Origin of the sequence: Nannocystis sp., assembly GCF_016714285.1 — a bacterium.
Classification (GTDB): domain Bacteria; phylum Myxococcota_A; class Polyangia; order Nannocystales; family Nannocystaceae; genus Nannocystis.
Genome location: NZ_JADJNN010000001.1, coordinates 248,707 through 262,225, shown reverse-complemented (window position 1 = coordinate 262,225; position 13,519 = coordinate 248,707). Strand labels below are relative to the sequence as shown.

Sequence of the window (13,519 nt, the reverse complement as noted above, 5' to 3'; positions counted from 1 at the left end):
GGGGCTCGTAGCACGCGCGGCGAGGTGCTCGCGCGCAACAGTCGGTTGCAGCGAAGCGCCGCTGGTCGGCCTTGGCCAACCGTCGCGCGCCCCCCAAGCTCTCCCCGATGCTGCGACGACGCGACCTGCTCGGACTCCTGCCCGGCCTCGGCGCCCTCGCCTGCGGCCGCGAGGAGATCGTCATGCCCACCGTCACCACCCCACGCAGCCCCGTCCTGTTCGTCGCCCACGGCGCCCCGCCCCTGCTCGACGACCCCGCCTGGATCGCCGAGCTCGCCCAGTGGGCCCACGAGCTCCCGCGTCCGCGCGCGATCCTCATGATCTCCGCCCACTGGGAGGCCCGCCCGCTCACCCTCGGCGCGACCCGCCCGGTCCCGCTGATCTACGACTTCCACGGCTTCCCCGACCGCTTCTACCGCCTGCAATACGCCGCCCCCGGCGCGCCCGCGCTGGCCGACCGCGTGCGCTCGCTCGTCGCCGACGCCGGCATCCCGTTCCACGCCAGCGAGCGCGGCCTCGACCACGGCGCCTACATCCCGCTGATGTGCATGTACCCGCAAGCCGAGATCCCGGTCCTGCAGATCTCGATGCCCTCCATCGATCCGCACGATCTCTACGCGCTCGGCCAGGCCCTCGCCCCGCTGCGCGACGAGGGCGTGCTCATCGTCGGCAGCGGCTTCCTGACCCACAACCTCCGCAGCCTCCGCAACAGCCCCGTTGTCCCGACGTGGGCCAGCGAGTTCGACCACTGGATCGCCGACGTGCTCACGCGCCGCGATCACGACGCCCTGCTCGACTACCGCCGCCGCGCCCCCGCGCTGCAGCTCGCCCATCCGACCGAGGAGCACTTCGCCCCCGTGCTCGTCGCCGCCGGCGCGGCGGGGACCGACCCCGTCCGCTTCCCGATCACCGGCTTTTGGTTCGGCTCCTTCACCCGCCGATCGGTCCAGTTCGGCTGACCCCCCACGGGGTGGTCGCCTCGGGCTACTCGGGGCCGCCGACCAGCTCCGCGGCCTTGTCCCCGAACAGCCGCGCCAGCGCGTGCATCAGGTTCTCGTCGGCGCAGACCTTGAACTGGTCCCCGAACACGATATCGGCGCCGAAGCGATCCGTGCTGACCTTCAGCTCCATCGTGCACTGTCCGCTGTTGTCCGCGACGATCTGCTTCAGTCGGAGAATGCGATCGTCGGTCAGCTGGTCCAGCGTCAGCCGCAGCAGCACCTTGCGCGTACGCTCGCTGCGCACGGCCGCGATCGGCCGCATCTCGTCGACCAGCAGCTTGAACTTGTTGGCCTCGCCATCGTCGTCGGTCTCGACCTCGAGCTTCCCGGTCACGAACGCGGGCTCGTCCCCGATCGACTGCAAGCGGTCGCTGAAGCTCAGCCCCGTCGCCTCGTCCGTGCGCGCGTAGGTCTTCGGGAACACCACGCACTCGACCCGCCCGAACTGGTCCTCGAGCTGGAAGAAGCCCATCGAGCCCTTGCCGCTGCGCGTCTGCACCTCGCGCAGGTCGCAGACCACGCCCGCCAGCGTGATCGCCTGCCCGGCGTGCTCGCGCGTCAGCTGGGCGGTGCGCTTGGCCCCGGCGTCGATGTCGCTCTGGAACGCGTCGAGCGGGTGCCCGGTGAGATAGAAGCCGAGCGCCTCGCGCTCCTTGAGCAGCTTGATCTTCGGCGCCCACGCCTCGCCCGTCGGGTAGTTCTCGACGTACACCGGCGCGACCGCGGCGAACATGTCGAACAGCCCGAATTGCCCGCTGTCGCGGTCCCGCGAGGCCCCCTGGCCTTGCTCGACCGCCGACTCGATCGCCCCCATCACCGCCGCCCGGTCGCGTCCGCCGGCCACCAGGTCGAAGGCCCCCGCGCAGGTCAGGCCCTCGAGCGTGCGCTTGTTGACCTTCTTTAGATCGACGCGGCGACACAGCTCGAACAGGCTGACGAACGGCCCGCCCGCCTTGCGCGCGCTCAGGATCGCGTCGACCGCCGACTCGCCGACCCCACGCACGCCGGCCAGGCCGAAGCGGATCTGGTCCTCGCTCTCGCCCGTCTCGCGCCTGCGCCGGACCACCGAGAAGTCGCGCCCCGACTCGTTCACGTCCGGCGACAGCACCGTCAGCCCCATCGCCCGCGCCTCGGCGATGAACTTGACCACGTTGTCGTTGTTCGACTTGTCGCAGGTCATCAGCGCCGCCATGAACGACGCCTCGTGGTGGTGCTTGAGGTACGCCGTCTGGTAGGTGATGAGCCCGTACGCCGCCGAGTGCGACTTGTTGAAGCCGTAGCCCGCGAACTTGTCGATCAAGTCGAAGATCTCGCTCGCCTTCGCCTCGGCGATCTGCGAGTGGCTCGCGCAGCCCGCGACGAACAGCTTGCGCTGCTTGTCCATCTCCGACTGCTTCTTCTTGCCCATCGCCCGGCGCATCATGTCGGCCGAGCCGAGGCTCGCGCCCGCGAGCACCTGGGCCGCCTGCATCACCTGCTCCTGGTACACGAAGACCCCGTAGGTCTCCCGCAGCACCCCCTCGAGCAGCGGGTGCGGGTACTCGATCTGCCGCCGCCCGTGCTTGCACTCGATGAACTGGTCGACCATCCCGCCCTCGAGCGGCCCCGGCCGGTACAGCGCCACCGCGGCGACGATGTCCTCGAAGCAGTCCGGCCGCAGCTTCTTGAGCAGGTCCTTGAAGCCGCTCGACTCGAGCTGGAACACGCCGGTCGTGTCGCCCCGGCTGATCATGTCGAACACTCCCGCGTCGTCCATCGGGATCGCCGCCAGGTCGAAGGCCTCGCGCCGCTCGCTCGCCATCAACTCGTTGATGAGCCCCACCGCGGTCGACAGCACCGTCAGCGTCTTCAGGCCCAGGAAGTCGAACTTCACCAGCCCGGCCAGCTCGACGTCCGTCATCGTGTACTGCGTGACGATCTTGCCGTCCGCCTGGAAGCACGGCACGTGCTCCCACAGCGGCCGGTTGCCGATCACGATGCCCGCGGCGTGCATGCCCGCGTGACGGTTCAGGCCCTCGAGCGCCGTCCCGATCTTCAGCACCTCCGCGACCTTCGCGTCCTCCTTCGCCCGCGCCCGCAGCTTGCCCGAGCCCTCCGCGATCATGATCGCGTCCTGCAGCTTGCCCGCCAGCTCCGGGTTCTTCTTCACCTTCTCCTTGAGCGCCGCCGGGTCGGCCAGCGCCATCGACAGCGTCACCTTCGGCCCCTCCGGCACCGCCTTGGCGATGTCGTTGGCCTCCGACGGCTGCAGCCCCATCACCCGGCACACGTCGCGCACCAGCCCGCGCGCCTTCAGGCTGTGGAAGGTCGCAATCTGGCCGACGTGGTCCGCCCCGTAGCGCTGCGTGACGTACTGGATCACCTCCTCGCGCCGGTCCATGCAGAAGTCGACGTCGCAGTCGGGCATGCTCACGCGCTCCGGGTTCAGGAAGCGCTCGAACAGCAGGTTGTACTGGATCGGATCGAGGTCCGTGATCCGCAGCGCGTAGGCCACCAGGCTGCCCGCGCCCGAACCACGCCCCGGCCCGACCGGCACCCCGATCTGCTTGGCGTGGCGGATGAAGTCCCACACGATCAGGAAGTAGCCCGGGAACTTCATCTGCACGATGACGTCGAGCTCGAAGCGCAGCCGCTCGCGGTACAGGTCGGGATCGAAGCGCTGCCCGCGGCGCTGCAGCTCGCCGAAGCGCTCCTCCAGCCCCTTGTACGCGACCTTGCGCAGGTACTCCGGCAGGTCGTCCTCGCAGCCCGGCGGCAGCTTGAAGTCCGGCAGCTCGGGCTGCCCGAGCTTCAGCTCCACGTTGCACATCGCCGCGATCCGCCCCGCGTTCTCGAAGGCCCCCGGGTACTGGCGGAAGTACGGCGACATCTCGTCGGCGCGCTTGATGTAGAAGGCGTCGCACTCGTGCTTCATCCGCTTGGGGTCGTCGAGCGTGCGCCCCTGACCCATGCACATCAGCACCTCGTGCGCGTGCGCCTCGTCGCGGTTGACGTAGTGGCAGTCGTTCGTCGCCACCAGCGGCACCTTCAGGTCGGCCCCGAGCTGGGCCAGCGACGCGTTGACCGTCTCCTGCAGCGCCATCCCGTTCGGCTGCAGCTCGAGGAAGTACATCCCCGGCTCGAAGATCGACGTGTACTCCTGCACCGTCGTCCGCGCCCCGTCCATGTCCCCCGCGTTGATCAGCTTCGAGATGTGCCCACCGAGGCAGGCCGACAGCCCGATCAGCCCCTCACTGCGCTCCCGCAGCAGCTTCCGATCGATCCGCGGGTTGTAGTAAAACCCCTCCAGGTGGCCCTTCGACACGAGATACTGCAGGTTGCGAAAACCGACCTCGTTGCGGGCCAGGAGCACGAGGTGGTAGTTCTTGCGGTCGCTGCGGGCCGTCATGTCGCCGTCGGACAGGTAGACCTCGCAGCCGAAGATCGGCTTGACCCCCTGCGCCTTGGCCTCCTGATAGAATTGCAACGCGCCGAACATGTTGCCGTGATCGGTCACGGCGACGGAGCTCATGCCCCGCTCCTTGACCGTCTTGCACAGGTCCTTGGTCCGGATCGCCCCGTCCAGCAGGCTGTACTGGGTGTGCAGATGCAAGTGGGCGAAGTCCGCCTCGCTCGACGCCCCGGGGATGACGTTCCCGCCTTCGGCCATGGCGCGGACCCTATCACGTCGCCCCGCCGATCCACCTGCGCGCGACGCCCCGCACAGCGCCGCCTCGCGGCAGAATTCACCGCGCTAGCGCTGCTCGCGCTGTCCGCCTGCAACGCCGACAGCCCTGGCGAACGCGACGCGAACAGCGTGCCGCTCGCGCCCGCGGGCCCGCTGCGCCTCGCCCTCGAGACGCCGATCCCCACCCTCGATCCGGCCGCCGCCAGCGACACCGTGAGCCGACGGATCACCTCGCAGATCTTCGACACCCTCCTCGACTGGGATCCCGCCGGCACGAGCCTCCGCCCCGAGCTGCTCGCCGAGCTCCCCGTGATCAGCGACGACGGCCTCACGATCACGATGACCCTGCGCAGCGGCCCCGACGCCCGCCGCTTCGCCGCCGACACCTGTCTCGAAGGACAGCCCCGCCGCGTGCGCGCCAGCGACGTCGCCGCCTCGCTGCTGCGCATCGACCCCGCCCGCCACGCCGCCTACGCCCTGCTCGCCGACCGCATCGTCGGCCTCGACGAGCACCACCGAACACGCGCCACCGTTCCCGGGATCCGGGCCGACGACGCCAGCAACACGATCACCCTGCAGCTCACCCGCCCGCAGCCCGAGCTCCCCGCGATCCTCGCCAGCCCGATGTTGGCGATCGTCCCGCCCGAGTGCATCGCCTACTACGACGGCCGCGACCTCGAGCACCCGCCCTTCGCCCGCCATCCCGTCGGCAGCGGCCCCTACGTCCTCGACCACGCCCGCAGCGAGCTCCCGCGCGAGGTCCTCTTGCTGCGCAGCCCCGAGGCCCCCGCCTCCGATCGCCTCGCCGCGCTCGGCTGCCCCCAGCTGCCCGGCGCCAGCCCGGTCGCGCTGACCCACTTCCACGACCCCGAGCCCGCCCTGCGCAGCTTCCAGGCGGGAGAGCTCGCCGCCATCGCCCCCGGCCAGTCGCAATTCGCCGAGCTCGTCGCCGATCCTTCCACCCGCGGCGCCGCCCTCAACCAGTCGCAGCTCGCCGATCCTTCCGCCGGCCGCCTCCGCCCCGGCGCCGCCCCGCCGGGCAGCCAGCTCCTGCGCTTCCCCACCCTCGCCACCGACCTCCTCGTCTTCCGCATGCGCGACCCGGAGCTCGGCCAGCACCCGGACCCCGCGATCGACGCCCAGCACCGGGCCCTGCGCCAGGCCGTCGCCCTCGCCTTCGACGCCGTCCGCTACCAACGCGTGATCCGCAACGACGCCTGGGCCACGCAGCGCGCCCGCATCGTCCCGAAGGGCCTCGGGGGCGCCCTCGACGACGCCGTCCTCCACCGCTTCGCCCCGCCCGCCGCCGACCTCCCGCAGGCCCGCCAGATCCTCGCCGCCGCCGACATCCGTCGGCCCCCGCGTGCTGCGCTACTGGACCGGCACCGACGAGGCCGAGGCCCAGGAGGCCGCGATCCTGCGCGACGCCCTGCGCCCGCTGGACATCGATCTCCAGGTCACCCGCCGCGCCCACTACCTCGGCGAGGTGCTCGCCGGCAGCAGCGACGCCCAGCTGTTCGCCCTCCGCTACGACGCCGACTACCTCGACCCCGCCAGCTTCCTCGCCCCCTTCACCTGCGCCGCGCCCGACAACTACAGCGGCTTCTGCGACCCCGCCTACGACCTCGCCTTCGCCGCCTTCACCCGCATCCCGCCGGGCCCCGCGCGCGACCAGGCCGCCGCCGCCCTCGAGCGCCAGCTCGGCGCCCAGGTCCCCGTGCGGCCGATCGACCAGCCCGAGGCCTGGTACGTCGTCCAGCCGTGGCTGCAGGGCGTCACCCGCCACCCGCTCGCCGGCCTGCGCATCGAGCTGCTGTGCCCACGCACACGCGAGTGATGCACGCCAATGGCGAATTGCCGCTGGAGCCCTGCTGTGCCCGCGCCCACGCGAGTGATGCGTCACGCGGCCCCGCCTACCGGCCGCGCGAGCCCTCGTGCTAGCTTCCGCGCGCCTAAACGCCATGCAACGCACCTTCGCCATCATCAAACCCGACGCCGTCGCCGCTGGTCACCAGGGCGGCATCATCGCCAAGATCCAGGAGTCCGGCCTCCGCGTGGTCGCCCTCAAGTCGCTGCGCCTCAGCAAGGCCCAGGCCGAGGGCTTCTACGCCGTCCACAGCGCCCGCCCCTTCTTCAACTCGCTGGTCGCCTTCATGACCCAGGGCCCCGTGGTCGCCATGATCCTCGAGGGTGACAACGCCATCCTGCGCTGGCGCGACCTCATGGGTCCGACCGACGCCACCAAGGCGCCGAAGAACACCCTGCGCGGCACCTACGGCACCAGCATCGAGGCCAACGCCACCCACGGCTCGGACGCCCCCGACACCGCCGCCTACGAGATCGGCTTCTTCTTCAACGGCCTCGAGCTCGCCGGCCTGTAGCGCCCGACCGCCGCCGGAGCTCGCCTCCGCTGCTACGCGATGTGCCAGAAAGCTGTCCCATGGACCAGGTCGTAGCGATCCGCCCGCCCGCACGCGGCATCCCGCGGGCGGGCGCGCAGAACCTCCGCGACCTCGACCCCGCCGACCTCGCCGCCTGGCTCGCGCAGCACAGCCCCGAGCCGCCGCCGCGGCACCGCGCCGACCAGCTGTTTCGCTGGCTGCACCAGCGCCGCGCGCCGGACTTCGCCGTCATGTCGGACCTCCCGGCGGGCGAGCGCACCCGCCTCACCGGCCTCGCCTCGCTCGCCCGCCTCCACCTCGACGCCGTGCTGCGCTCGCACGACGGCACCCGCAAGCTGCGCCTGCGCACCGCCGAGGGCGCCGCCCTCGAGAGCGTGCTGATCCCCAACGAGGACCGCGGCTACACCCAGTGCGTCTCGTCGCAGATCGGCTGCGCCCTCACCTGCCGCTTCTGCGCCACCGCCAGCCTCGGCTTCCAGCGCAACCTCGCGACCTGGGAGATCGTCGATCAGGTCTACCAGGCCCAGGATCTGCTCGAACGCGAGGCCATCGCCGAGGGCGCCGAGTACCCCGGCCGGATCACCAACCTCGTGTTCATGGGCATGGGCGAGCCGCTGCACAACTACAACCAGGTCAAGCGCGCCGTCCAGCTGCTCACCCACGCCCACGGCGCCGCGATCGCGGGCCGGCGGATCACCATCTCCAGCTCCGGCCTGGTCCCCGCGATCGAGCGCTTCGCCCGCGACGAGCTGGCCCTCGAGGTCGGCCTGGCGATCAGCCTCAACGCCACCACGGACGCCGTGCGCGACGAGGTCATGCCGATCAACACCCGCTGGAACATCGCCGCCCTGCTCGCCGCGGTCCGCCTGGTCCCGCAGCACCGCCGCCGCTTCGTCACCTTCGAGTACGTCCTGCTCGCCGACGTGAACGACAGCGACGCCGACGCCCAGCGCCTCCTCGATCTCGTCGGCGACATGCGCTGCCAGGTCAACGTCATCCCCTTCAACCCGCACCCGCACGCCCCCTACCGCCGCCCCTCCTCGACCCGCGTGCAGCGCTTCGTCCACCGCTGCCGCGCCCTCGGCCTGCTCGTGTACCTCCGCACCCCGCGCGGCGACGACATCGGCGCCGCCTGCGGCCAGCTCGCCCTCGAGTCCGGCAACGCCTGATACGAGGCCCCGGGCTGGCCCCGGGCGGCCCCACACGACCCCGGTGAGCACGCAGGAGCGCGCCCACCAGGGCTCGAACCTGGGACCCTCGGCTTAGAAGGCCGATGCTCTATCCAGCTGAGCTATGGGCGCGTGGTCGGGGCGAGAGGATTCGAACCTCCGGCATCCTGCTCCCAAAGCAGGCGCGCTACCAGGCTGCGCTACGCCCCGAAATGGCCCGCGCACCATATACCACCGCCGCCGCCCGGTCCACCCCCCACAGCCGCCACGCGAGCCCGACGAGCACGAGCCCGACGAGTCACGCCATGACAGCGAGCCCGGCAATCAAGGCCCGCACCGCCAGCCCGCGATGCGAGCACGCGTTCTTCTCGGCGGGTGTCAGCGCTGCCGCCGTCGTCGGCCCCTGCGCGCCGGCGCAGGCCGGGATCCAGAAGTACGGGTCGTAGCCGAAGCCCGCAGCGCCCGCCCGCTCGCAGCGGATCTCCCCGTGCCAGCGTGCGGTGAACAGCGTCAAGTCCGGGCCCACCGCGTGCGCGTCGGACCCGTGCAGCTGCATCGGTTCTCCGTCGACGCGGCGCAGCGCCAGCACGCACACGTAGTGCGCCGGCGATCGCGTCAGGCCCCGCTCCGCGAGCGCCGCCAGCAGGGCCGCGTTGTTCGCCGCGTCGTCCGCCTGCGGCCCGGCGAACACCGCCGAGTCGACCCCTGGCGCCCCGCCCAGCGCGTCGACGCAGACCCCCGAGTCATCCGCCAACACCAGCGTCTCGCCCGCCTCGCCGCGCCCTCGCAACCACGCCGCGATCCCGCGGGCCTTGAGCGCCGCGTGGGCCACGAAGCTGTCCTGGTCCTCCGCGATCGTCGGCGCCGGCCCGAGCTCACGCGCCGCGTGCAACGTGAACGGCAGCCCCGCCGCCGCGAACATCGCCCGCAGCTCCACGAGCTTGTGGGCGTTGCCCGAGGCCAGCACCAGGCGTCTCATCGCCCCACCCCGATCGCCGCCCACTGCACGTCGTATCCCCGTCTCACCGCCCGCGGTGCCTCACGGGGACCGTCGCTCACACCTTCGTCTCCCCGCCTCACCGCCCCGCCCCGATCGCCGCGCGCTGCACCTCCGCGAGGCTCGCCACCCCGCGCTCCGCCAGGTCGAGCATCACGTCCAGCTGCGCCCGCGAGAAGCTGCTGCGCTCGCCCGTCCCCTGCACCTCGATGAGCCCCCCGCTCGCCAGCATCACCACATTCAGGTCGACCGCCGCCCGCGAGTCCTCCGCGTACGGCAGGTCGAGCAGCGCCCGCGCCACCCCGTCCGCGCCCTCGACGATCCCCACCGACACCGCCGCGACCGGGCGCAGCGTCGGCGCCTGTAGCAGCGAGCCCTGGCGCAGCAACGCCTGCACCGCCAGGAACAGCGCCACATAGCCGCCGGTGATCGCCGCCGTGCGCGTGCCGCCGTCGGCCTCGATCACGTCGCAGTCCACCACCAGCGACACCGGCCCCGCCGGCCCGATCAGCCCCGCCAGCTCGATCGCCGCCCGCAGCGAGCGCCCGATCAACCGCTGGATCTCCTTCTCGCGGCCGCCCGACTCGCGGCGTCCGCGGGGTCGCACCGAGCCCGGGAGCATCGCGTACTCGGCCGTCACCCAGCCGCCCTCCTTGAGCCACGCGGGCGGGCGCGCCTCCTGGCTCGCGGTACAGATCACGCGGGTCCCACCCGCCGTGACCAGGGCCGAGCCGAGGGCCGAGCCGATGAAGCCAGGCTCGATCGAGAAGGGTCGGAGCTCATCGGGTCGTCGTCCGTCGCTGCGCATTGCGGCGCGCACCCTAGCACGCGCGCGACCACGCCCCGATGCACTCACCACAAGGTCACGCGACGACGCGGCGAGATACCCCGCCCACAAAGTCCTTAAAAGACGAGGCGAGGTGTCCGGGTGGACACCTCGCCCCTCTTGCTTGGTGTTGTCGTACCGAAGGGCTCGCCCTTCGTCCGTCAGTGGGCCGGGGCGGCCGGAGCGGCCGGAGCGGCGGCGCCAGCGGTGGCGGCAGCGGGAGCGGCCGGATCGGCGGCGGGGGCAGCCTTGACCTCTTCGACGGTCTTCTTCTCTTCCGTCTTGGTCTCGGTCTTGGAACCGTCGGCCTTGTTCTCAATCTTGTCGGTCTTCTTCTCCTCGACCTTCTTGGAGCCGGCGTCGCCGCCGCAGGCGGGGGTCATGAGGGAAACAGCGGTCAGGGCCGCAAACAGGAACTGGGTGTTCAGCTTCATGGACAGAAATCTCCTACGAGCCTGGATCGGGTTGATCGAGTCGTGACGGCGACTTTAGTCCAAGACCCCGGAGTCGAGCAACGATCCCGACAATATCCGACAGCGCACCTCGCGCGGTCGGTGCCCTGCCGCGGCCCCTCCAGATCGAAGAATTGCCCGTGCAGGCCCCCTGGAGCGTGGGAAAGCTCCATTCACGGGCCCGCCTGAGCCGCCGCGCCTGCCTCTATGCTCGCCGGCGATGACCGACCGCGACCCCTCGATCTCCGCGATCTTCCAGCCCGATCCCGCCGGCCCCGTGCGTGCCCTCCTGGTCGCCGGCAGCTGCGGCAACGTCGGCTTCGGCAAGCTCGGCCAGTTCGCGCGCGTGCTCGCGCGCCACGGCGTCCCGGTCATCGCCCTCGACCTCTCGCCCGACGTTCACAGCGTCCGCGAGCGGCTCGCCAAGGAGTTCTCGGCCCGCCTCGACGCCGCCGAGATCGCCACGATCACCGCCGCGATCCACCCGATCCAGGGCACCCTCGCCGATGTCCCCGCCGACCTCGCGATCGGCCTCGTGTTCGAGGCCATCCCCGAAAAACTCTCGATCAAGCGCCCCTTCTACGCCGCCGTGCGGGCCCGCGATCCCGAGGCCTTCATCTTCTCCGCGACCTCGGGCCTGACCACCCGCAAGCTGTTCGAGGGCCTCCCCGGCAGCGAGCGCTGCGGCGTGCTGCACCCCTTCTTCCCCCACCTCACCAACAAGCTGTGGGAGCTGCCCGAGCACGGCGCCGTCACCGGCAAGGCCGAGCTCAAGCTGGTCAAGGCCTTCCTCGCCCGCGCCGGCATGAACCTCATCTCCGTGCGCGACGTGCCGGCCTTCGCCGCCGATCGCCTGTTCTGCGGCATGATGCTCGAGGCCGTCCGGATCCACGCCAGCACCGGCCTCAGCCCCGCGCAGATCGACGACGCCTGCAAGCAGCTGCTCGGCACCCAGCCCTTCTTCGTCCACAACCTGATCCGCGGCGCCAACAGCCTCTCGGCCCACTGCATGGAGCTCATGCAAGAGGAGGTCGACAGCAGCCTCTACACCATCCCTGACGCCTGGCAGCCGTACATCGCCGATCCCGGCAAGCAGTGGCCCTACGAACGCGGCCAGCGCTGCCCCGCCGATCAGCTGCCCGTCGTCCGCGAGCGCATGCTCGGCATGCTCTTCGCCCTCACCGCCTACATGGCCCGCCACAACATCGCCGGCCTCGACGCGATCAACTTCCTCGCCGAGAAGGCGCTCGCCTTCCGCGAGGGCCCGCCCGCCCTCATCGAGTCCATGGGCCTCGCCCGCGCCGCCGAGCTCACCCGCAGCTTCTTGCACAACCAACAGATCACCCGCGCCGACGAGGTCGCCCCGCTCGAGGTCTTCGACGAGCAGGGCCCCGGCGCCGCCCTCGGCTGGCACGCCGTCTACGTCGGTCGCAGCGTCATGAACGGCGTCGGCCTGCTCTCGCTCAAGCGCAGCACCGTGAACTTCACCTTCATCGCCGAGCTCGATCGCCAGCTCGACGCCCTCGAGCGCGACCCCGAGGTCCGCGCCATCGTCCTCGCCCCCGACGGCACCTACAGCCGCGAGTTCGGCCACGGCGCCGACCTCTCCTGCTTCGTCCCCGTGCTCGGCGACAAGCCCGGCGCGCTCAAGCTGATCCAGCAGTGGAAGACCACCCTCGCCAAGCTCCGCGCCGGCAAGCCCACCGTCGCCGCGCTCGTCGGTCGCGTCCTCGGCGGCGGCCTCGAGCTCGCCACCAGCTGCCACGCCCGCATCGCCGCCGAGGGCACCCTGCTCGGCCAGCCCGAGGCCACCGTCGGCGTCCTCCCCGGCCTCGGCGGCTGCCACCAGATCCACCGCCTCAGCGACCCCGCCGCCGCGCCGCGGATCAACGAGCTCCTGCTCACCGGCAATAGCTTCCCGGTCGCCGAGGCCCACGCCTGGGGCTTCGTCAGCCAGATCGTCCCGGTCCGCGAGCTCCCGCGCGGCGAGCATGGGCCTCGCCGCCGAATTGGCCGCCAGCGGCGTCACCCCGGCCTTCCGCAGCGAGCCCGCGGAGCTCCTCGTCGACCCCAACATCAGCCCGCGCAACGAGGCCGGCGTCGCCCTCGACCGCCAGCACCGCGAGCTGCTGGTCCGCACCATCGAGGACTGCAACAAGCTCCCCTTCGCCGCCGCCAGCGAGCTCGAGGCCGATCGCGCCGCCGAGAGCTTCACCCTCTCTTCCTGCAAGATCGGCGTCCAGGCCCTGCTGCGCGGCAAGCCCCCGCAGTTCGAACACCCCCTCGCCTGAGCACCACCGGCTCGACGATCCAGCCCGCACCTGCACTACACTCGCCGGGCCCATGGCGTCCGCCCTCGCCCGCCGCGGCGACCACCTCACCTTCGCCCTCACGATCCCCCCCGAGCAGGTCGTGCCTCAGCTGCTCGCGCAGGCCAGCGTGCGCCTGCGGGACGAGGGCGCCGCCCTCCCGGCCGAGCCGATCTACGAGCTCGAGCCGACCCCCCACGGCTTCACCCTCACCAGCGATCCCGGCGGACCGGGCGCGTGGCGCCCCGGCACGCGGGCGATCTGCGAGGCGGCCCTCGCCCCGATCCCCGGCGGCGCTCGCCTGGTCGTCCACTTCCGGCTCCACCCCCTGACCCGCGGCGCCTTCCTCTTCATCGCGCTGATCGGCCTCGCCATGGTCGGCTTCCAGCTCATCGTCGCCGGGCCCACCACCGCCGTGGCGCTCCTGCTGCCGATCCTCGTCGTCGCCAGCCTCCTCGCCGCCGACCGCAGCAGCCTGCGGCGCCAGCACCTGGCCCTGCGCGCCCTGATCGAGTCGACCTTCACGCCACTTGCGCAGCCCCGCCTCACCGCCCCGAGCGACCCGTTTCGCCTGAGCCCTCCGCCACGTCCCCGCCGCTGAGCCCGAAGCCCCGCGAAGCGCCCGCCACGGCCCCCAGGACCCACCCTGTCGACCCGCGCGGCGTCGTCCCGCCCGCGATCGCGCCAGAACTCGCC

10 protein-coding genes, 2 tRNA genes and 1 pseudogene are annotated in these 13,519 nt (G+C 71.7%); 7 read left to right on the top strand and 6 right to left on the bottom strand.

Annotation, left to right across the window (positions count from 1 at the left end):
- The first annotated feature begins 182 nt into the window (after positions 1 to 182).
- Positions 183 to 959, top strand: coding sequence for a DODA-type extradiol aromatic ring-opening family dioxygenase (locus IPJ59_RS01150; RefSeq protein ID WP_366524536.1), 777 nt, complete (start codon positions 183 to 185; stop codon positions 957 to 959).
- 25 nt (positions 960 to 984) lie between these two features.
- Here IPJ59_RS01150 and dnaE read toward each other — a convergent pair whose 3' ends face one another.
- Complete coding sequence (gene dnaE, locus IPJ59_RS01145; RefSeq protein WP_293269408.1) at positions 985 to 4,650, bottom strand: DNA polymerase III subunit alpha; 3,666 nt, start codon at positions 4,648 to 4,650, stop codon at positions 985 to 987.
- Between dnaE and IPJ59_RS37475 the strand changes: the two are divergent.
- From IPJ59_RS37475 to rlmN, 4 genes and pseudogenes are all read left to right on the top strand, one after another.
- Positions 4,588 to 5,958: pseudogene (locus IPJ59_RS37475) on the top strand (ABC transporter substrate-binding protein); the annotation flags it as partial. The gene dnaE and the pseudogene IPJ59_RS37475 overlap by 63 nt on opposite strands.
- 73 nt (positions 5,959 to 6,031) lie before the next feature.
- A complete protein-coding gene (locus IPJ59_RS01135; RefSeq protein ID WP_293269404.1) occupies positions 6,032 to 6,505 on the top strand; it encodes a periplasmic substrate-binding domain-containing protein in 474 nt (157 codons plus the stop codon).
- A 124-nt stretch (positions 6,506 to 6,629) separates the two neighbouring features.
- Positions 6,630 to 7,049 (top strand): nucleoside-diphosphate kinase, encoded by a 420-nt coding sequence (gene ndk, locus IPJ59_RS01130; protein WP_293253655.1) that lies wholly within the window; start codon positions 6,630 to 6,632, stop codon positions 7,047 to 7,049.
- Positions 7,050 to 7,108: 59 nt separating this feature from the next.
- Positions 7,109 to 8,239 (top strand): dual-specificity RNA methyltransferase RlmN, encoded by a 1,131-nt coding sequence (gene rlmN / locus IPJ59_RS01125; RefSeq protein WP_293269402.1) that lies wholly within the window; start codon positions 7,109 to 7,111, stop codon positions 8,237 to 8,239.
- A gap of 58 nt (positions 8,240 to 8,297) precedes the next feature.
- Here rlmN and IPJ59_RS01120 read toward each other — a convergent pair.
- From IPJ59_RS01120 to IPJ59_RS01100, 5 genes are all read right to left on the bottom strand, one after another.
- Positions 8,298 to 8,371, bottom strand: a tRNA-Arg gene (locus IPJ59_RS01120).
- Position 8,372: 1 nt separating this feature from the next.
- A tRNA-Pro gene (locus IPJ59_RS01115) sits at positions 8,373 to 8,449 on the bottom strand.
- Between the two features lie 88 nt (positions 8,450 to 8,537).
- Entirely contained in the window at positions 8,538 to 9,218 is a 681-nt protein-coding gene (locus IPJ59_RS01110) for a non-canonical purine NTP pyrophosphatase (protein WP_293269401.1), read from the bottom strand.
- Positions 9,219 to 9,315: 97 nt separating this feature from the next.
- Positions 9,316 to 10,044: a ribonuclease PH gene (gene rph, locus IPJ59_RS01105; protein WP_293269400.1), complete on the bottom strand. Its 729-nt coding sequence runs from the start codon at positions 10,042 to 10,044 to the stop codon at positions 9,316 to 9,318.
- 179 nt (positions 10,045 to 10,223) lie between these two features.
- Positions 10,224 to 10,496 carry a hypothetical protein gene (locus tag IPJ59_RS01100; protein ID WP_293253644.1) on the bottom strand — a complete coding sequence of 91 codons (273 nt, stop codon included), beginning with the start codon at positions 10,494 to 10,496 and terminating at the stop codon, positions 10,224 to 10,226.
- Positions 10,497 to 10,734: 238 nt separating this feature from the next.
- Between IPJ59_RS01100 and IPJ59_RS01095 the strand changes: the two genes are divergently transcribed.
- On the top strand, positions 10,735 to 13,155 hold the full coding sequence (locus IPJ59_RS01095; RefSeq protein WP_293269398.1) for an enoyl-CoA hydratase-related protein: 2,421 nt from the start codon (positions 10,735 to 10,737) through the stop codon (positions 13,153 to 13,155).
- 41 nt (positions 13,156 to 13,196) lie between these two features.
- Positions 13,197 to 13,424 (top strand): hypothetical protein, encoded by a 228-nt coding sequence (locus tag IPJ59_RS01090; protein ID WP_293269396.1) that lies wholly within the window; start codon positions 13,197 to 13,199, stop codon positions 13,422 to 13,424.
- Positions 13,425 to 13,519 lie beyond the last annotated feature (95 nt).

What these genes read in the sequence shown, in the direction of transcription:
- rph (WP_293269400.1), bottom strand. Translation starts at nt 10,044, where the DNA reads ATGCGCAGCGACGGACGACGACCCGATGAGCTCCGACCCTTCTCGATC.
- rlmN (WP_293269402.1), top strand. Translation starts at nt 7,109, where the DNA reads ATGGACCAGGTCGTAGCGATCCGCCCGCCCGCACGCGGCATCCCGCGG.
- IPJ59_RS01100 (WP_293253644.1), bottom strand. Translation starts at nt 10,496, where the DNA reads ATGAAGCTGAACACCCAGTTCCTGTTTGCGGCCCTGACCGCTGTTTCC.
- IPJ59_RS01090 (WP_293269396.1), top strand. Translation starts at nt 13,197, where the DNA reads ATGGTCGGCTTCCAGCTCATCGTCGCCGGGCCCACCACCGCCGTGGCG.
- ndk (WP_293253655.1), top strand. Translation starts at nt 6,630, where the DNA reads ATGCAACGCACCTTCGCCATCATCAAACCCGACGCCGTCGCCGCTGGT.
- dnaE (WP_293269408.1), bottom strand. Translation starts at nt 4,650, where the DNA reads ATGGCCGAAGGCGGGAACGTCATCCCCGGGGCGTCGAGCGAGGCGGAC.
- IPJ59_RS01150 (WP_366524536.1), top strand. Translation starts at nt 183, where the DNA reads ATGCCCACCGTCACCACCCCACGCAGCCCCGTCCTGTTCGTCGCCCAC.
- IPJ59_RS01110 (WP_293269401.1), bottom strand. Translation starts at nt 9,218, where the DNA reads ATGAGACGCCTGGTGCTGGCCTCGGGCAACGCCCACAAGCTCGTGGAG.
- IPJ59_RS01095 (WP_293269398.1), top strand. Translation starts at nt 10,735, where the DNA reads ATGACCGACCGCGACCCCTCGATCTCCGCGATCTTCCAGCCCGATCCC.